The 19,101-nt window shown below is 61.1% G+C and carries 16 protein-coding genes; 10 read left to right on the top strand and 6 right to left on the bottom strand.

The annotated features are described in order from the left end of the window. Positions 1-1,143 carry a 3-dehydroquinate synthase gene (gene aroB / locus ACXAH0_RS22705; protein WP_475195267.1) on the top strand — a complete coding sequence of 381 codons (1,143 nt, stop codon included), beginning with the start codon at positions 1-3 and terminating at the stop codon, positions 1,141-1,143. After that, positions 1,140-2,462, top strand: coding sequence for an HlyC/CorC family transporter (locus ACXAH0_RS22700; RefSeq protein WP_475180197.1), 1,323 nt, complete (start codon positions 1,140-1,142; stop codon positions 2,460-2,462). Before aroB ends, ACXAH0_RS22700 begins: the two co-directional genes overlap by 4 nt. Positions 2,463-2,510: 48 nt before the next feature. Here the strand turns inward: ACXAH0_RS22700 and ACXAH0_RS22695 are convergent, their stop codons facing one another. Next, on the bottom strand, positions 2,511-2,813 hold the full coding sequence (locus ACXAH0_RS22695; RefSeq protein WP_475180199.1) for a BolA family protein: 303 nt from the start codon (positions 2,811-2,813) through the stop codon (positions 2,511-2,513). 181 nt (positions 2,814-2,994) lie between these two features. Between ACXAH0_RS22695 and ACXAH0_RS22690 the strand changes: the two genes are divergently transcribed. The 4 genes from ACXAH0_RS22690 to ACXAH0_RS22675 all read left to right on the top strand — a co-directional run bounded on the left by ACXAH0_RS22690 (position 2,995) and on the right by ACXAH0_RS22675 (position 7,628). Continuing rightward, positions 2,995-3,585 carry a DnaJ domain-containing protein gene (locus ACXAH0_RS22690; RefSeq protein ID WP_475195264.1) on the top strand — a complete coding sequence of 197 codons (591 nt, stop codon included), beginning with the start codon at positions 2,995-2,997 and terminating at the stop codon, positions 3,583-3,585. A 65-nt stretch (positions 3,586-3,650) separates the two neighbouring features. Next, positions 3,651-4,637, top strand: coding sequence for a cobaltochelatase subunit CobS (gene cobS / locus ACXAH0_RS22685; RefSeq protein ID WP_475195263.1), 987 nt, complete (start codon positions 3,651-3,653; stop codon positions 4,635-4,637). Positions 4,638-4,644: 7 nt separating this feature from the next. Beyond that, positions 4,645-6,552: a cobaltochelatase subunit CobT gene (gene cobT, locus ACXAH0_RS22680; protein WP_475195261.1), complete on the top strand. Its 1,908-nt coding sequence runs from the start codon at positions 4,645-4,647 to the stop codon at positions 6,550-6,552. Positions 6,553-6,554: 2 nt separating this feature from the next. Next, positions 6,555-7,628, top strand: a complete 1,074-nt coding sequence (locus ACXAH0_RS22675; protein ID WP_475195259.1) for an esterase-like activity of phytase family protein — start codon at positions 6,555-6,557, stop codon at positions 7,626-7,628. A gap of 10 nt (positions 7,629-7,638) precedes the next feature. On the opposite strand, the gene ACXAH0_RS22670 is transcribed toward ACXAH0_RS22675, so the two are convergent. The 3 genes from ACXAH0_RS22670 to rpmB all read right to left on the bottom strand — a co-directional run bounded on the left by ACXAH0_RS22670 (position 7,639) and on the right by rpmB (position 9,152). After that, complete coding sequence (locus ACXAH0_RS22670; RefSeq protein WP_475195258.1) at positions 7,639-8,013, bottom strand: GFA family protein; 375 nt, start codon at positions 8,011-8,013, stop codon at positions 7,639-7,641. A 138-nt stretch (positions 8,014-8,151) separates the two neighbouring features. Beyond that, positions 8,152-8,838, bottom strand: a complete 687-nt coding sequence (locus ACXAH0_RS22665) for a queuosine precursor transporter (protein WP_475195255.1) — start codon at positions 8,836-8,838, stop codon at positions 8,152-8,154. A gap of 17 nt (positions 8,839-8,855) precedes the next feature. Continuing rightward, positions 8,856-9,152: a 50S ribosomal protein L28 gene (rpmB, locus tag ACXAH0_RS22660; RefSeq protein ID WP_475195253.1), complete on the bottom strand. Its 297-nt coding sequence runs from the start codon at positions 9,150-9,152 to the stop codon at positions 8,856-8,858. Between the two features lie 345 nt (positions 9,153-9,497). On the opposite strand from rpmB, the gene ACXAH0_RS22655 reads away from it, so the two are divergent. The 3 genes from ACXAH0_RS22655 (at position 9,498) to ACXAH0_RS22645 (ending at position 13,996) form a co-directional block, all read left to right on the top strand. After that, positions 9,498-10,328, top strand: a complete 831-nt coding sequence (locus tag ACXAH0_RS22655) for a DUF3108 domain-containing protein (protein ID WP_475180223.1) — start codon at positions 9,498-9,500, stop codon at positions 10,326-10,328. A 1,143-nt stretch (positions 10,329-11,471) separates the two neighbouring features. After that, the gene (locus tag ACXAH0_RS22650; protein WP_475195250.1) at positions 11,472-12,431 is read left to right on the top strand and encodes an acetyl-CoA carboxylase carboxyltransferase subunit alpha; all 960 of its coding nucleotides are present in this window, start codon (positions 11,472-11,474) and stop codon (positions 12,429-12,431) included. Positions 12,432-12,832: 401 nt separating this feature from the next. Continuing rightward, on the top strand, positions 12,833-13,996 hold the full coding sequence (locus tag ACXAH0_RS22645) for a L,D-transpeptidase family protein (RefSeq protein ID WP_475195248.1): 1,164 nt from the start codon (positions 12,833-12,835) through the stop codon (positions 13,994-13,996). 273 nt (positions 13,997-14,269) lie between these two features. Here the strand turns inward: ACXAH0_RS22645 and ACXAH0_RS22640 are convergent, their stop codons facing one another. Next, the gene (locus ACXAH0_RS22640) at positions 14,270-15,322 is read right to left on the bottom strand and encodes a MaoC family dehydratase (RefSeq protein ID WP_475180229.1); all 1,053 of its coding nucleotides are present in this window, start codon (positions 15,320-15,322) and stop codon (positions 14,270-14,272) included. A 399-nt stretch (positions 15,323-15,721) separates the two neighbouring features. On the opposite strand from ACXAH0_RS22640, the gene ACXAH0_RS22635 reads away from it, so the two are divergent. After that, on the top strand, positions 15,722-16,888 hold the full coding sequence (locus ACXAH0_RS22635) for a glycine cleavage T C-terminal barrel domain-containing protein (RefSeq protein WP_475195247.1): 1,167 nt from the start codon (positions 15,722-15,724) through the stop codon (positions 16,886-16,888). Between the two features lie 189 nt (positions 16,889-17,077). Here ACXAH0_RS22635 and typA read toward each other — a convergent pair whose 3' ends face one another. Further along, on the bottom strand, positions 17,078-18,901 hold the full coding sequence (gene typA, locus ACXAH0_RS22630; protein ID WP_475195246.1) for a translational GTPase TypA: 1,824 nt from the start codon (positions 18,899-18,901) through the stop codon (positions 17,078-17,080). Positions 18,902-19,101: the final 200 nt, after the last annotated feature.

Here is a 19,101-nt window from a genome sequence, read left to right as displayed (position 1 = left end):
ATGACAGACACATCCGTCACGGACACCCTCCCGGACAGAAGGACCGTTCATGTCGACCTCGGCGCGCGCAGCTATGAGATCAGGATCGGCCGGGGCGTTCTGGAGCGCGCCGGTGCGGAAATTGCGACCTTGCTGCCGGGCGCCCGCCTGGCCGTGGTTGCCGACGAAACCGTCGCAGGTCTTCATCTCGATGCTTTTGGCGCCAGTTTGCGGGCTGCCGGACTGGACTATACGGCGCTGACGGTTCCCCCTGGTGAAAGCACCAAATGCTTCCGGGAATTTGAACGCCTGTGTGACGAGGTTCTGGCAGCCCGACTGGAGCGCGGTGATGCGGTTGTCGCGCTGGGCGGGGGGGTTGTCGGCGATCTGGCAGGCTTCGTTGCCTCGGCCACCCGGCGCGGCATGGCCTTTGTGCAGGTTCCAACCTCGCTTCTGGCCCAGGTTGACAGCTCCGTCGGCGGCAAGACCGGCATCAATGCCCGCCAGGGCAAGAACCTGATCGGCGCTTTTTACCAGCCGGCGCTGGTGCTGGCCGACACCGCAGTGCTCGACACCTTGCCGCTTCGCGATTTCCGGGCCGGCTATGCAGAGGTTGCCAAATATGGCCTGCTCGGGGATGCGGCCTTTTTCGACTGGCTGGAGAACAACTGGCAGGCGGTCTTTGCCGGCGGGCCGGAGCGGGACGAGGCGGTGGCCTGGTCCTGTCAGGCCAAAGCGGATGTGGTCGCGGCGGACGAGTTGGAAAGCGGCCGCCGGGCGCTGCTCAATCTGGGTCACACTTTCGGCCACGCGCTGGAATCGGCCGTTGCCTATGAGACCGACCGGCTGGTGCATGGCGAAGGGGTCGCCATCGGCATGATGCTGGCCTATGAATTTTCCGAACGGCTGGGCCTGACCGGCGAGGACACGGTGCTTCGGGTGCGCAGGCATCTAAGCGACGTGGGCCTGCCGGTCACCATTCAGGACATTCCCGGGCAACTGCCGGGTGTGGACCTGTTCATGGATATCATCGCGCAGGACAAGAAAGTGAGCCGGGGGGCTCTGACCTTCATCCTGACCCGGGGCATTGGCGAGGCCTTCGTGGAAAAGGGCGTTGATCCGGCGCTGGTATCCGGTTTTCTCAAGGAGAAGCTTGACCCATGATGGAAACGGCTCTTTGGCTGGCGGTTCTCGCCATTTTTGTGCTTCTGTTCCTGTCCGGCTTCTTTTCCGGCTCGGAGACCGCGTTGACTGCGGCCTCCAGGGCGCGCATGCACCAGCTGGAAAAGACCGGAGACTGGCGGGCCCGGGTGGCTAGCCGCCTGATTGCCTCCCGCGAGCGGCTGATCGGGGCGCTGCTTCTGGGCAACAATCTGGTCAACATCCTTGCATCGGCCTTGGCAACCACCGTCTTTCTGAAGCTGTTTGGCGAGGCTGGTGTTGCGCTCGCCACTCTGGTCATGACGGCGCTGGTTCTGGTCTTTGCCGAAGTTCTGCCGAAAACCTGGGCGATTTCCAATCCGGAGCGGTTCGCGCTCATGGTCTCGCCCATCGTGCGCTTCATCGTGGCAATCTTTGGTCCGGTCGTGGTGGGGGTGGAATGGATCGTGCGGCTGCTCCTGCGTTTTGGCGGCGTGAAGATCGGCGATGATGCGTCGATCCTGTCCGCCCATGACGAATTGCGCGGCGCGGTGGATCTGCAGCATATCGAGGGTGGCCTGGAAAAAGGCGAGCGGGACCGTCTCGGCGGTCTTCTGGATCTGGCTGAGCTGGAAGTGTCCGACGTCATGGTGCACCGGACCAACATGCAGGCCCTCAATGCGGATGATGCGCCCGCCAAGCTTGTCGATGCGGCGCTGGCTTCCCCCTATACGCGCCTGCCGCTCTGGCGTGGGGAAAGCGACAATTTCATCGGGGTGCTCCATGCCAAGGATTTGTTGCGTGCGCTCCATGCGGCGGACGGCAAGGCGGATGGCATCGATATTCTGGAGATTGCGGCCCCGGCCTGGTTCGTGCCCGACACCACAAGCCTGCAGGATCAGCTCAACGCGTTTTTGCGCCACAAGGCCCATTTCGCCCTCGTTGTCGATGAATATGGCGAGGTGATGGGGCTGGTGACCCTGGAAGATATTCTGGAGGAGATCGTCGGCGAGATTGCCGATGAGCATGATCTGGAGCTGGAAGGCCTCAGGCCCCAGGCGGACGGGTCCGTGATTGTTGACGGCTCGGTGCCGATCCGAGATCTCAACCGGGCCGCCGACTGGAGCCTTCCGGATGATGAGGCCACAACCATTGCCGGGCTGGTGATCCATGAGGCCCGCATGATCCCGGAAGAGCGTCAGATCTTCACCTTCCACGGGTTCCGCTTCACGGTGCTGCGCAGGGAAAAAAACCGGATCACCCGGCTGCGGATCATGCCGCTTGGTCAGACCCGCCCGGTTGCGGGTGCTGAGGCGCCGCGCACGGCAGCCCCGGCGGAATAATCCGCCAGGGGCAAGAAGACTTGTTGTGATCGAGACGGGTGCTGCGGGTCAGCCCTGGTTCGCCAGACGCGCTGCACGCGGGTCCGTCTCACCGGTGGCCCGGATTTCCAGGGCCAGAGCATGAACGCCTCCGGCCAGTTCCTCGGCCAGCAATTCGTTGATGGCCCGGTGCCGGGCAACCCGGCTCATGCCCTCAAACGCTTTGGCGGCAATCTGAACGCGAAAATGCGTTTCGCCGCCTTCCCGCCAGCCGCCATGGCCCCTGTGCTTGTCGGATTCGTCAATAACAGTCAGGGCATCAGGGGCATAGGCCGCTTGAAGCTTGGCGGTAATGGTTTCTTTTATGCTCATGGGTTCCAACGTGTGGCCGGAGTTTTCAAAGTCAAGTCTTTGCGGGTTCAGTCGCGGCTGATAGAGTATCGGGCTGTTCCTGAGCATTCAGCATCAGGCACCGGAAATTAGCTTTGGACACCGGCGAAATGCAACAGCCCGCAGCTTGCCCGCCGCCCTTCGGACCTTGATATTCGACCATATGAAACTGAATTCAAAACTCTTCGACAGCATCCGGGTGAAACCGGACAAGGAGCGCGCTGCGCAGGAGACGCATCCGGTGTGCGATCACCCGGGCTGCAAGCGTCCCGGTGTGCACCGGGCCCCGAAAGGCCGGGACCGGGAAGGGCAATATTTCAATTTCTGCGTGGATCATGTCCGTGAGTACAACAAGTCCTACAATTATTTCATCGGTATGGGGGACGACGACGTCCGCTCCTACCAGAAGGACAGTCTGACCGGACACCGGCCGACCTGGAAAATGGGCGTGAACAAGCAGGCGGCGGACGGTCCGGACGGGTTCGACCCGCGTGCAAAAATGCGCGGCCACGCCCAGCAGCGGGCCGAGCAGGTGCGCCGTCCGCGGCAGAGAAAGCTGCTGACGCTTGAAAAACGGTCCCTGGATGTGCTCAATCTGCCCTATTCAGCCCGTGGCGCGGAGATAAAAGCGCGCTATAAGGAGCTGGTGAAATTGAACCATCCGGACGCCAATGGCGGAGACAGATCTTCCGAGGACCGCCTGCGGGAGATCATTCAGGCCTATAACGTTCTGAAGAAAGCCGGTTTCCTTTAAGTTTGCAGGGTCCTGCAAACTTTCCCCAAATGATCCCTCCCGGCATCCGGGACAGCGGAGGACTAATGACTGAGACGACGACTGCCGCCATGGCCATGCCGGATATTGAAGTGTCTGTTGAAGAGGTGTTCGGATTTGCTTCCAGCCTCAAGGTTCCAGCCTTCTCTGCCCCGTCCGAGCACGTGCCGGAGCGCGACGAGGACTACCTGTTCGACAAGGCGACGACGCTGGCGATCCTGGCAGGCTTTGCCCATAACCGACGCGTCATGGTGACCGGCTATCACGGCACCGGCAAGTCGACCCATATCGAGCAAGTGGCCGCCCGGCTCAACTGGCCCTGTATCCGCGTCAATCTCGACAGTCACATCTCGCGGATTGATCTGGTCGGCAAGGACGCCATTGTCATCAAGGACGGCAAGCAGGTCACCGAATTCAAGGACGGCATTCTGCCCTGGGCCTACCAGCACAATGTGGCACTGGTCTTTGACGAATATGATGCGGGCCGCCCGGACGTGATGTTCGTGATCCAGCGCATTCTGGAATCGTCCGGCCGCCTGACCCTTCTGGACCAGAGCCGGGTGATCCGGCCCCATGCGGCCTTCCGCCTGTTTGCCACCGCCAACACGGTCGGCCTTGGCGATACCTCCGGTCTTTATCACGGCACCCAGCAGATCAACCAGGCCCAGATGGACCGCTGGTCCATCGTGACCACACTCAACTATCTGCCCCATGACAAAGAGGTCGATATCGTCCTGTCCAAGGCCAAGCATTTCCAGTCCGATGAAGGCCGCAATACGGTGTCGAAGATGGTCCGTCTCGCGGACATGACCCGCAACGCTTTCATCAATGGCGACCTGTCGACTGTGATGAGCCCGCGCACGGTGATCACCTGGGCGGAAAATGCCGAGATTTTCGGCGACACGGGCTTCGCCTTCCGCCTGACCTTCCTCAACAAATGCGACGACATGGAGCAGTCGCTGGTGGCCGAATTCTACCAGCGCTGCTTCGGCGAAGACCTTCCCGAGTCCTCCGTTAATGTTGTGATGAGCTGAGGCACCCATGGCACCACGTCCTGGCAGTAATTCCATGCCGGGCAACAAGCCCGCGCCGACCACGGAACCGTTCAAGCAGTCGGTTACCGGAACCATGCGGGCGATTGCCGGCGAGGCGGAGCTGGAAGTCGTCTTTTCCGGTGATCGGCCGGGATTGAGCGGCCTGACGGCCCGTTTGCCGGAGCCCTCGCGCAAGGTCACCGGGCGCGACATTGCCATCACACGAGGCCTGTCCGATGCCATGGCTCTGCGCCTTGCCTGTCATGACAAGACGGTGCATTCGAAGAACATGCCACAGGGCGCTGATGCGCGGGCAATTTTCGAGGCGGTGGAACAGGCCCGGTGTGAGGCGGTCGGAGCCCGGCGCATGCAAGGGGTGGCCGACAATCTGGCCATCATGCTGGAAGACCGGTTCCGCAAGTCCGGCGCGCCGGACATTGCCAGCCGGGAGGAGGCCCCGCTTCAGGACGCGCTTTCGCTGATCGTGCGCGAACGTCTGACCGGCGCCACACCGCCGGACAGTGCCAAACCGCTGGTGGACATGTGGCGTGGCTGGATCGAGGAGAAGGCCGGCGGGGATCTGGATCTCCTGTCTGACGCGCTTGAGGATCAGGACGGCTTTGCCACGCGGCTGCGCGACGTGCTGAAATCCCTCGATATGGGTGATGAGCTCGGCGATCAGGACCAGGACACCGATCCGGACCAGAGCGAAGACCAGGGCAACAATGACGACGCCGAGACCGGCGACGACGATGAAGAGACTGGCGGTGAGCAGGAAGCCTCGCCGCAGGAGATGGAGCTGTCCGGCGAAGAGCAGGACAGCGGCGAGACCGAAGCCGCCGATGCCGAAATGGACGAGTTTGCCGAGCAGGATATGGCGGAGGAGTCGGAAGATGCCGGTGAAAGCGACCGCCAGGAGATGCCGTTCTCCAATCGGCCGGAAACCGACTACCGGGTGTTCACCAGGCAGTTTGATGAAACAGTGACGGCGGAGGAGTTGTGTGATGCGGCCGAACTGGACAGGCTGCGCGGCTTTCTGGACAAGCAGCTCACCCATTTGCAAGGGGCCGTGGCCCGCCTGGCCAACCGGCTGCAGCGCAAGCTGATGGCGCAACAGAACCGCTCCTGGGATTTTGATCTGGAAGAGGGCCTGCTCGACACGGCCCGGCTCACACGGGCGGTCACGGACCCCATGGCGCCGCTGGCCTTCAAGCAGGAGCGGGACACGAATTTCCGCGACACGGTGGTGACGCTGCTTCTGGACAATTCCGGCTCCATGCGCGGCCGCCCGATCACGGTGGCGGCCACCTGTGCCGATATTCTGGCGCGCACCCTGGAGCGCTGCGGCGTGAAGGTGGAAATTCTCGGCTTCACCACCAAGGCCTGGAAAGGCGGACAGTCCCGGGAAAGCTGGATCGGGGCGGGCAAGCCGCCGTCACCGGGCCGCCTCAATGACCTGCGCCACATCATTTACAAATCCGCCGATGCGCCCTGGCGGCGGGCCCGGCGCAATCTCGGCCTGATGATGCGCGAGGGCCTGTTGAAGGAAAATATCGACGGAGAGGCGCTGACCTGGGCGCATGAGCGTCTTCTGGCCCGGCCGGAACAGCGGCGCATTTTGATGATGATCTCCGACGGCGCGCCTGTGGATGACACGACCCTGTCGGTCAATCCGGGAAATTATCTGGAACGGCATTTGCGCTATGTGATCGAGGAGATCGAGACCCGGTCCCCGGTCGAGCTGATTGCCATCGGCATTGGCCACGACGTCACCCGCTATTACCGGCGGGCGGTCACCATTGTGGATGCGGAAGAGCTGGCCGGGGCGATGACCGACCAGCTGGCTGACCTTTTCGACGATGAAGTCCAGGACACCCAGCAGGGCCGCAGCCGGCGCCGGGGCGGGCGCAGATAAAGATGGCCTGGCAGTTCAGGAGCGCGCCCTGGCCGCGCCGGAGCCTGCGGGTCGCATCTGCCGTCTTTTTTTTGGGGGTGCTGGCGCTTGAGATAGTGTTTGGTCCCACTCAAGCTGCTGCCCGAACCGCGTCAGATCTGCTCTCGGAGGGCCGGCCGGTCACCGTGCGTACCAAGCCGATCGGCGCCTTTCATATCGGGTTCAAGGACACACGGTTCGGCGCCCTGACCTTTCTCGGCGGGCTGGAACTTCTGGCCTCCAGCCGCAACGTCGGCGGGCTGTCCGGGCTGCTTACGCTGGATGGCGGCGCAGAATTTCTGGCGGTCACCGACAATGGCCATTGGGTCACCGGCAAGGTTCGCCAGACCGGGGAGGGGGTGCCGCTCGGGATTGAAGAGGTGCGCTTTGCGCCGCTGGTGAATGCCTCCGGCAAAACACTCCGGGCGGCCTGGGGTCATGATACCGAGGCGCTGGCCCTGGCCGCCTCCGGTCTTTATGTGACGGCGGAATATCAAAACGCGATTTATCATTATCCATGGCCACTGAGAACCGGGCAGGAGCGGATGACCGGTCAGGTTGCTGTGTCTGAGGCGATCCGGGCTCTGCCGCGCAATGCGGGGCTGGAAGCGCTTGCGGCGGGGCCGGCAGGTGGTCCGTTGGCAGGCAAGCTGGTCGCGGTGGCCGAATCCAGCCCGAGTGAAGCCCATGACCTGTCCGCCTTTCTCATCGGCCCTGAGGGGGGCGCGCGCTTTACGATCAAACGATCCGGCCGGTTTGACGCTACTGATGCGGCCTTTCTGCCCGGTGGCGATCTTGTTTTGATGGAGCGCCGGTTCAACCTGCGCGACCTGATTGGTCTGCGCCTGCGCCGTTTTTCCGGCGACAGGATCAAAGCCGGGGCCGTGCTGGAAGGTGAGGTGCTGCTGGAGGCCGGTTTTGACTATCAGATCGACAATATGGAAGGTCTGGCCGTTCATCAGACCCCAAAGGGCGACACCATCCTGACGCTTGTCTCCGACGACAACCGCTCGATCCTGCAGCGGACGCTGTTCTTAAGGTTCCGGCTGGAGGAGTAGGTGGCGCTCGTCAAGGCTCCCGGTCCCGTTCATACCGGTCTTGCAGCGGAAACGGTGGCAGCCAGCTCTCGCGGTGCAGGGTCCAGAGTTCGTATGTCGGGGTGAGCTGATCCGGCGCGTCAAAAGATCCGAGATGCAGTTCTATCTCCTCTCCCGTGCAGGAAAAGACGGAGGAGCCGCAGGCGGGGCAGAAGTGGCGGCCCTGATACTGTCCTGTTTGTCCTTCAACCTGAACCGCGTCCCGGGGGAAGATTGCGGAGGCGTGAAACAGCGCCCCGTGGTGTTTGCGGCAATCCAGGCAATGGCACAGGCCGGTGCGCAGAGGGGCGCGTGCAGCTTTAAAGCGGACTTTGCCGCACAGACAGCCGCCTTCATAGGGGTGCATACTTTTTCTCCCGCGATCAGGTTCCTTTCCAGACGCGGTCAGCATAACAAAAGGAACTTGAACTGACGCGGAGCACCTTGAAATCCGGATTTGTCTCTAAACAAAAATGGCGCCGTCTGGCGTCAGATTGCCGTGCGATCAAGCAGCTGTTCCGTTGGGCTCTTGCTGGAACAGGGCGAGCAGAATCCGGTATGGGGCGAGCAGGGCCAGGGCGACGAGCATCTTGACCAGGAAATCTCCGGCGGCCAGGGACGTCCACAGCAGAACCTCCGGCGCCGAGCCGATGCCTAAGAGCGGCACGGGAAAGGCAAGAGAGCTGTCCTCCATGCCGAACAGGCCGTCGACAAAGGCAAAGCTGGCTGAAAAGGCGATGCCGAAAAAGAGCAAGGTATCGATCACCGAGCCGATCAGGGAGGAGGTCACAGGTGCTTTCCACCAGGTCAGGCGGCGCAACCGGTCGAAAACCGTCACGTCCAGCAGCTGAGCCACCAGGAACGCGGTGCCGGAGGCAATCAGGATACGCGGTGTCGTGAAGGCTTCATTGGCGGCCCAGAACCCCAGTGGCACCAGAATGGCAAGGGCAAAGCCTGCCAGCACCACCTTGCGCGCGGCGGAGGGGCCGAAGCGGCGGTTGGTCAGGTCGGTCACCAGAAACGCTACCGGATAGGTGAAAGCGCCCCAGGTGAGGGTGTCGGCCAGATTGACGCCGCCGATCGCCTGATCGACCGGAAACTGCACCAGATAGTTGGAGGCCAGAACGACAAGCGCCATCGCGGCAATCGCGATGGCGTTATGGCCCACGGAGAAGCTCCGGGTATCCGTCATGGGGTGTCCCCAAAGGGTTAAGCGGCAGCGGCCTCAGCCTGCTTGCGCTTGACGCTGACCTTGATCTTGCGGGCGGCGTCGGACAGCTGGGCGTCGGACGCCTTCAGCAGATAAGCGTCCAGGCCGCCACGGTGCTCAACGGAGCGCAGGGCATGGGCGCTGACTTTCAGCTTGAAGGTCTCGCCGAGCGTGTCGCTCATCAAGGACACGTTGCACAGGTTCGGCAGGAACCGGCGGCGGGACTTGTTGTTTGCGTGCGAGACGTTGTTGCCCGTCATCACATCTTTGCCGGAGAGTTCGCAACGGCGTGCCATGGTATCACCTTTTGTTTTCGTGGCTGGGCCGTTCCATGGAACCCAGCAAGTCCAAACCGGAACCGGCGCGGACCTGAGGCCCGGCGACATCGTCTCCGGCATTTCTCGGAAAAAGTTGCCCCGCTATAATGGCAGCGTGCGTCAACGTCAAGACATCTCCTGCCCTTCGGCGCGATTCTGTGATTTTATTCGCAGGAAGGCGACCTGTTAACCACTGAGTTACCATAATTGAGAATGATTGTGGCAGGTCTCCGGGCGGGTTTCATGGTACTGTGACGCGCGGGGACCAGTGTTTGGCGCGGGGGCGCATGTCGTTGCTGAAAGGCGGCGCGGAGGTTTTTTGAAGTGTTTGGTCTGACGTCACTCGGACGCTTTGCCGTCCTTCCCATGCTTGCCGCTGCGCTGATGGTATCTCCGGCGCAGGCGAAGAAGAACGGCGTTGGCGGCGTCTATTCCATATCTCTGGCCGGCTTCAAGATCGGGCGGGGCACCTTGTCCCTTGCCATGCAGGGCAATGCCTATTCGGCCAAGGTGACGGTGGAACCCGCCGGGATCGGCACGCTGTTTTCCACCGGCAAGGGCGGGGCGGAAGCCTCCGGCTGGCTGGTCGGCTCGAAAGTGGTGCCCTCCAAATACCGCATGGCCTCCCATGCGGCCAATCTGGATTTTTATGTCAACTTGACCCAGGGCTCGCGCAACATCCGCTCCATGGAAGTCGCACCCCAGTTCAAGCCCAATCCGGAGCGCATCAAGATCACCAACCGCCACAAGCGCAACGCCATCGACCCGCTCAGTGCGGCGCTGATGCCGGTGGGCCGGGCCAAGGACAGCCTCGGGCCCAAGGCCTGCTCGCGCAAGCTGCCGGTGTTTGACGGCTGGACCCGCTTTGACATCAAGCTGAGCTATTCGGGCACCAAGGAAGTGTCCGGGCGCGGCTATGACGGTACGGTTGTCGTGTGCAAGGCGCAGTGGGTTCCCGTTGCCGGGCACCGGCCCTCCAAAGAGTCGGTCAAATATATGGCCAAGGCCAATATGGAAGTGTGGATTGCCCCGATGGGCCGGGAGAATGTCCTGCTGCCCTACCGCATTTCCATCGACACCAAAAACGGCCGTCTGCTTGTGGAAGCCAGCAAGCTGGCCATTGATGGCGCCGGCGACGTCCAGGCGGCCCGCTAAGCTCCCGTCGTCAGCCGCCCGGACCCGCCGGGTGGTGAGCGCGGCAAAAAGGGCGTGGCCCATGCTCTTATGGGCTTCACCAGACGGAAATATGGCCAAGTGAAACGCAGAAAATCATAGTCCCAATGTTCGTTTTATTGTCGATTGCCGTCCCTGTTCTGGTTGGTCTTGCCCTTATTTTGCTGACACGGAAGAGAATATATCTCTCGCTCTGTGACAGAGCCATGCAAACCAATTCGATTTACAGATGGACCTTTTCGCGCTCTGCCAGAAATGGACAGCGAATACCAACATTCAGCAGATTTTTCCTGCGTGGTATCGGAATATTGAGTCTTACGATTGGTGGCCTCGTACTGAGCCTTCTCTGGTACGTGGACATGTCTCCGTTCAGAGGAGAAACCTTTGAGCAAACGAAATGGGAGCTGCAAGGAAATTGCCACGGGCTATCAGACTGGGAATGCGTTCAGAAAGAAGCATCCTGCCCCAGAGGTGGAATGGTCCGCGACCTCACCAGAAATTATCTCATACCCGAAACTCTATCACGCGATGAGGTCTATGCACTCCTTGGGCGAACCGAACGCACCGTCGAAATCAATGGGCAATCCTGTATCGCCTACACGTTGGGCATGTGTAGCGGCCTCGGCGTTGACTATGATTCCCTTTATGTCTGCTTTGACGTCAACGACAGAATATCTTCCGCAGGACACGTTCAACACTGATGCGGGTTACTTGGATCATAACCACACCGCCGCGCCGATATGTCGAATATTCCGAGGACCTTGAAACCTTCAACCTTGTCAGCACTATTGCGGGCTTGGGCCTTATTTGCGTGTTGATCTGGTCAGTGGTTTTCCAAAAGAACGCAGCATGAAAAATGCAGTCACTATACTAGCTGTGACCTTTCTGTCGGTATTGCCTCCGCTCATCACGCCCAGCTTTTCTCCGAAGTTTCAGAAGCCCGGATCAGGCCCAAGGCTTGCGCCCTCTTGCGTCTCTTGATAGAGCGCTCCACATTACGTCCCTGGAGCGGCGGGAGATCGGTCCTGCTGCCTGCCTTGGGCGTGGCCATATGGCCATACTGTCGGTTTACCGGTTCTGGCGGGCTGTTGCTCCCGGGCCGGGTTGTTTCGGGTAAACACATACATGCACAGCTATCTCGAGTTCGAAAAGCCCGTTGCGGATATTGAAGGCAAGATCCAGGAATTGCGGGCAATCGCGGCCGAAGATGGCGAAGCCGTCAATGTGGACAGCGAAATTGACCGGCTGAAGACCAAATCCGCCCAGACCCTTCAGGATCTTTATGCCCGGCTGACCCCCTGGCAGAAAACCCTGGTTGCCCGGCATCCGGACCGTCCCCATGCGGTCGACTATATTGCCGGACTGATCGAGGATTTCATGCCGCTGTCCGGCGACCGCAAATTTTCCGACGACCATGCGCTGATTGCTGGCATCGGCCGGTTCCGTGGCCAGTCGGTGGCCGTTCTTGCCCAGGAAAAGGGCCATGACACGGAAACCCGGCTCAAGCATAATTTTGGCATGGCCCGTCCGGAAGGCTACCGCAAGGCGGTCCGCGTCATGGAGCTGGCGGAACGCTTCGGCATTCCCCTGATCAGCTTTGTCGACACGTCCGGCGCCTATCCGGGCCGGGGCGCGGAAGAGCGCGGCCAGTCTGAAGCCATTGCCCGGTCTACCGATGTGGGCCTGGGCCTTGGCACGCCGTCCATTGCGCTGGTGATTGGCGAGGGCGGCTCCGGCGGGGCGATTGCCATTGCTACGGCCAACAAGGTGTTGATGCTGGAACACGCAATCTATTCCGTGATCTCGCCGGAAGGGGCGGCCTCCATCCTGTGGCGGGACAGCGCCAAGGCGCAGGATGCGGCCACCGCGCTGAAGATCACTGCGCAGGACCTGAAACAGCTTGGCGTGATCGACGATATCATCTCCGAACCGGTCGGCGGTGCCCACCGGGCCCGCGAAATCGTGATCGATGCGGCTGGCCGCTCCATTGAGGCCGCTCTGGAAGATCTGGCCGGTCTGAGCGCCGAAGAGATCCGCAAACACCGGCGCGAGAAGTTCGTGGCCATTGGCCGCAACCTGACCTGACAGCAGGGTTAATGGGGCTAACGCTCTGGAAAATAGACCAAAACAGTGAGGAGGCGGCCTCAGGGTGCGCCTCTTTTGCCATTCTGTGGCCAGATTTTGCCTGCATTCAGGCGCTTCAAGGGCTTAAAGAGAGGGCCGGGACGGGGTTTTCTGTTCCTATCACCGGATTGTGCTTCGCGGGGATAGAAACGTTTCAGTAACTTATCGTCAACCATCCTTGCCTAGCCTTTGCGCGGGGGCATGACGCGGGAAACCGGCTCCGCTGGGCAGAAAATCTGCCGGGGCTCCAGGGTTTTCAGACAGTTTGGGAACGAAACATGGTCTTTGGGCGCCGTTCATATTTGCCAGCCGGTCTTCATAAAGGCCCAGCCGGGCCGGGCCGCCGCAGGGCGGTGCGGGCCGTGGCGCTGGCCGTTGCGGCCGGTCTTCTGGCGGCCTGTCAGGCCGATGAGTTCGGCACGGGCCCCAAACATCTTCGTCCGGTGTCGGACTCCGTCAAGCGCAAGATGTCCGACCTCAACATGAGCTCGACCTCGCCGATCATGATCCGCATCTTCAAGGAAGAATCTGAGCTGGAGGTTTGGAAACAGACCCGGACAGGCAAATACAAGCTGCTCAAGGATTTCGAGATCTGCAAATGGTCCGGCAAGCTGGGCCCGAAATTTAAGGAAGGCGACCGGCAGGCCCCGGAAGGCTTTTATGAAATCACCCCGGCGCTGATGAACCCGAATTCCAGCTATCATCTGGCGTTCAATCTGGGCTATCCGAACAAGTATGACCGGGCCCACGGGCGCACCGGCTCGCATCTGATGGTCCATGGCGCCTGCTCCTCGCGCGGTTGTTATGCCATGACCGACGAGCAGGTTCAGGACATTTATGCCCTCGCCCGCGACAGCTTCAAAGGCGGGCAGAAATCCTTCCAGGTGCAGGCGTTTCCCTTCCGCATGACACCGGAAAACATGGCCCGGCACCGGGACAGCGAGCATCTGGATTACTGGAAGATGCTGAAAACCGGATATGACCACTTTGAGGTCACCAACCAGCCGCCGAAAGTGGCGGTCTGCGAAAAGAAATACGTCTTTGACGCCACCCCGCTGGTGCAGGGCGTGCCCTTCCGGGCCAGCGCCAAATGCCCGGACTATCAGATCAGCCCGCGCATTGCCTCGGCCGTCGCCGCCAAGGAGCGCAAGGATGATGAAAAGTTCCAGCAGCTTGCCGCCCGGTTCGAGGCCCGCGAAGAGCGCCAGAAGCGCTGGGAAGAACGCTCGGAGCGGTTTGCCGAAGCGCTTGGCGGCGGCAAGCAGGACGGCGAGGGACCGCTGACCACGGCGGCCATTCCGTCAGAAGGTTCCAAGAGCGCCCAGACACCGGTTCCCGAGGCACCTCCGGCCGCTGCCACTGCAGCGGGCACGCCGGTGGAAACCGCCTATGCGCCGGAGGACAAGGCGAAGAGCGGCGCGGCCGGGGGCTTCCTGAAACGCTGGATGCCCTTTGGCAGCAAGACTGCGGAAGATGTTGCTGTCGGGCCGATCGCAACGGATGTGGTGCCAAGCGCCAAACCCTGACGTGCCGTCTTATACCAACCTCAATAGATAGGAACCGATCTGACGGTGTTTGGGGACTGTTCGGCAAGGAGCAGGTTGCAGGGCGATATGGTTTATCGTTCAAAACCTGGGACGCAGCTGAACAGTCCCCAAACACGGCCTCGGTGGCCTGCTCCGGCCCGCCGGACTGCGTTGCGCCGCTTGAACGGCCAACCAGGCCGTCCTGCGCAACGCGCCTTGCCGGCCAGTCCGGACCAGCGCCATCAGATGGGTTTCTATCTATTCAGGTTGGTATTATTTGGGCATGAGCGCCCAAAGGTCGAAATCCAGAATGACATTGTCCTGATAGGCGCCGTCCGCGTCTTTCAAGGGAAAGTCGTGACAGGGGCGGTTTTTGGTGGCCACAAGGCGCAGGCGCAGGGCGCCCACATCTGCCCGGCCGTCGATGGAGGCCTTGTCCAGCACTTCTGACCAGGCATAAACGGTGTCGCCCGCAAAAAGCGGCGCCACATGGCGGCCGCCATTGATCCCGGCAATGTGGAACGCATTGGCCAGCCCGTTGAAGGACAGCGCCCGGGCCAGCGAAATCACATGGCCCCCATAGACCAGCCGTCTGCCGAACCGGCCCTTGGCTTCGGTATTCTGGTTGAAATGCACCTTGGCCGTGTTCTGGTACAGCCGGGTCGCCATCTGGTGCTCGGCCTCTTCCACGGTCATGCCATCCACATGGTCGATTTTCTCGCCAATGGCATAGTCGGAAAACCGGAAGCTGGCGCCCGACAGGTTGTCGTCCCAATGAAGCGTGTCCAGAAGGGGCACCGCCGTGCCAAGTGCCTGTGGGTCAAGGGCGGCGGGCAGCTCTGGCACCACCGGGTCTGGGGCGGGGCTGGCCGCCTCCCGCTTGTTCACCATCACCCAGCGCACATAATCCAGCACTTCTGTGCCATCGGATGTGTAGCCGGTGGAGCGCACATAAACGACCCCGGTCCGGCCGTTGGAATTTTCCTTCTTGCCGATCACTTCCGAGACGGTCGACAGGGTGTCGCCCGGATAGACAGGCGCCAGAAACCGCCCGCCCGCATAGCCCAGATTGGCCACCGCATTGAGGGAAATATCCGGCACGGTCTTGCCGAAGACAATGTGGAAGGTCAGAAGATCGTCCACCGGCGCATGGGCATAGCCTAGGGATCTTGCCAAGGCGTCCGACGACTGGACGGCGAAGCGGGAGCCATAGAGCGCGGTATAGAGCGCCTGATCGCCGCTGGTCACCGTGCGCGGCACTGCATGGCGGATCACCTGGCCAATGTCAAAATCCTCAAAGAAATTGCCGCGATTGGTCTTGCTCACCAGATCCTCCCAGGCTGCGGGTGCAAAGCGGACGGATTAGAGCCTATCGCAGTGCACATGGGCAAGTCAGACGTTTTGCGGATGGGAAGTTCATTTGGGTCGTTTGACGATTGTTGTTCTGTTCCTGAAAGCTGATATGCGTTGAGTACAAATGACTGCGGTGCGGACAAAACTGCCATCCGGCTTCCTCAAGACTGGTGTCGGTTTCGCTCGATATTGCGTCGTTCCAGACACACACAGAAAGGGGTTTGGGCCGCAGTTTAAGCATGATGCAATAGGACTATGCGCGTGGCCTGAACCCCTCAGGCGGGGCGGCGTATCCCAAGGGTCAAACGACATGCCAAAACCAAGGGGCACGATGACGTATCACTCGGACATGGTAGGGTTCACACGATGTTAATGTCGCAGACCATCACCCCGCAGCGCTTCGGCTTCGGCACGCAGATCCGCAAGTCGCCCTTTTTCGACGCCACGGTGCGTTGGGGGGCCAAAGCTTTTTCCGTCTATAATCACATGTACATCCCGCGCGATTTCGGCGATCCGGAGCAGAACTTCTGGAACCTCGTTAACAGCGCGATCCTTTGCGATGTTGCTGTCGAGCGGCAGGTTGAGATTGCCGGCCCAGATGCCATGCGCTTTGCCCAATTGCTAACGCCGCGCGACCTGTCGACAATGGCGGTGGGCCAGTGCAAGTACGTCCTGATCACGAACGCACAAGGGGGGATCCTCAACGACCCGGTTGCCTTGCGGCTGGCCGAGGATCGTTTCTGGCTTTCGCTCGCGGACAGCGACATCCTTCTCTGGGCTCAGGGGGTGGCAGTGCATTCAGGTCTGGATGTGACGATTCGCGAACCCGACGTTTCACCACTACAGCTACAAGGACCGCAATCGGGACGTATCATGCAGGCGCTATTCGGCGACGATATCCTAGATTTGCGGTATTTCTGGCTGCGTGAGCTGGATCTCGACGGTATCTCGCTGGTCGTGTCACGAACCGGCTGGTCCAGCGAGTTGGGCTACGAGATCTATCTTCAAGACAGCTCCCGTGGCGATGAATTGTGGGAAAAAATCATGGCTGCGGGTCTGCCTTTCGGTTTGCAGCCGGGCCATACCTCGACCATTCGGCGGATCGAGGCGGGAATGCTCTCCTACCACGCAGACATGGACGCGCACACCAACCCCTATGAACTCGGCCTGGGTCGGCTGGTTAACGTGGACATCGAGTCGGACTTCATTGGCAAAGCTGCGCTGCGCCGGATTCGCGATGAAGGTATCGCGCGAAAACAGGTAGGATTGGTCCTGAACTGTTCACCGCTGCCTGGTCCGAATACTGTTTTTTGGCGGGTCGAGAAAGCCAACGCCGCCATAGGCAGGGTGACCTCGGCGGTGTATTCCCCGCGCCTGAACAAGAACATCGCGCTTGCGATGATTGCGGCCGAGGACGCGGTGCTTGGTGATACGGTCATCGTTGACGTGGACGGGAACGGGGTCGAGGCCGTAATCGTTGACCGCCCCTTCTACGATCCAAAGAAGGCACTTGCGACTGGTGCGTCTCAGGCCATTTGACCGACACCCCTGGGCAAATTCTCCCGGAACCCCTTGTACCAAGCGCAGTTGCTCATGACCTATTTGATGAGGCTGGTATAATCGTCCCGCCTCATCCAAAGCCGTCCCGGCGCGTCGCCCCGCCAAAAGCAAAAAAGCCCGGGACACGGCCCGGGCCTTTCAGGTCGTTTCAAGCAAAACCTGCCGCGTTTAGGCGGTTTCCTTGTTGGCGGCGCGTTCGGCGCGTTTGCGGGCGTGCGGGTCGAGTTCGGCCTTGCGCAGGCGGATGCTGTCCGGGGTCACTTCCACCAGTTCGTCATCGGCAATGTAGGACAGCGCGGCTTCCAGGGTCAGCTTGATCGGTGTGGTCAGCTTGACTGCGTCGTCCTTGCCCGCCGAGCGGATGTTGGTGAGCTGCTTGCCCTTCAGCACGTTGACTTCCAGGTCATTGCCGCGTGTGTGCTCGCCCACGATCATGCCCGGATAGACCTTCGTGCCCGGGTCGATCATCATCGGACCCCGGTCTTCCAGGTTGAAGAGGGCATAGGCCACAGCCTCACCCGTGCCGTTGGACAGGAGCACGCCGGTGTGGCGGCCGGTGATCGGGCCTTTATAGGGCTCGTAGCCGTGGAACAGGCGGTTGAAGATGGCCGTGCCGCGCGTATCGGACAGGAGCTCGGCCTGATAACCGATCAGCCCCCGGGTCGGCGCGTGGAACACAAGGCGTGTGCGTCCGCCACCGGAGGGTTTCATTTCCAGAAGATCGGCCTTGCGCTCCTGAAGCTTCTGCACGACCACGCCGGAATGTTCCTCATCCACATCGATGATGACCTCTTCCACCGGCTCCAGGCGGCTGCCCGTCTCGTCGAACTGGTAGACCACACGCGGGCGGCCGACGCCTAGCTCAAAGCCTTCGCGGCGCATGTTCTCAATCAGGATGGCCAGCAGCAATTCGCCCCGGCCGGAGACGATGAAGGCATCCGGCTCGTCGGTGTCTTCCACCTTCAGGGCCACATTGCCTTCCGCTTCCTTCAGCAACCGCTCGCGGATGACGCGGGACTGGACCTTGGAGCCTTCGGTGCCGGCCAGTGGGCTGTCATTGACCCGGAAGGTCATTGAGAGGGTCGGCGGATCAATCGGCTGGGCCTGCAGCGGCGTGTCCACGGCCGGAGAGCACAGGGTGTCGGCCACGGTGGCCTTGGTCATGCCGGCAATAGCGACAATGTCGCCAGCCTCGCCCTGCTCGATCGGCTGGCGCTCCAGGCCGCGGAAGGCGAGGATTTTCGAGACCCGGCCGGTTTCCACCTGGGAACCGTCCCGGGCCAGGGCCTTTAGTGGCATGTTGGGCAGGGCGGTGCCGGAGACAACCCGGCCGGTCAGGATGCGGCCCAGGAACGGGTCGGATTCAATGGTGGTGGCCAGCATGCGGAATTCGCCCGGCTCGGCTTCCGGCGGGGCCACCTTGTCGAGGACCATGTCGAACAGCGGGTCCATATTGTCCTGCGGGCCGTCGGTTTCCAGCGCCATCCATTCCTGTTTGGCAGAGCCGTAAAGCACCGGGAAGTCCAGCTGCTCCTCGTTGGCGTCAAGCGCTGCAAAGAGGTCGAAGACCTCGTCCAGCACCTCGTCGGCGCGCTGTTCGGGCTTGTCGATCTTGTTGATGGCGACAATCGGCTTCAGGCCCAGTTTCAGCGCCTTGCCGAGCACGAATTTGGTCTGCGGCATCGGGCCTTCGGCCGCGTCCACCAGCAGGATCACGCCGTCCACCATGTGCAGGATACGTTCCACCTCGCCGCCGAAATCGGCGTGGCCCGGAGTGTCGACGATGTTGATGCGGGTGTCTTTCCAGACCAGCGAAGTGACCTTCGCCAGAATGGTGATGCCGCGTTCGCGCTCGATATCGTTGGAATCCATCATGCGTTCTTCGGTGCGCTGGTTGTCGCGGAACGCGCCGGACTGTTTCAGCAGAACGTCGATCAGGGTCGTTTTGCCATGGTCAACGTGCGCGATGATGGCAATATTGCGAAGGTTCATATGTGGCTCCAAAAGACAGAGCGGGCCCGACCAGGGACCCGCAACACGTCTGGATTAAGAAAATCAGCCTCGGCGCAGCCGCCGAATTCGGCGCCTTTATACGTGGATCGGGCAAATTGTGCAATGCGGTGTCAAGAGTAACATTGACAGACCGGGGGCAGGCTCCTAGTTCGTAAGGATACCTTATGAACGGGGCACCC

The sequence above is a fragment of the Roseibium sp. AWQ4_290 genome (assembly GCF_056160985.1).
Note: the sequence above shows the minus strand (reverse complement) of the source record. Positions and strands in the feature narration are given on the sequence as shown.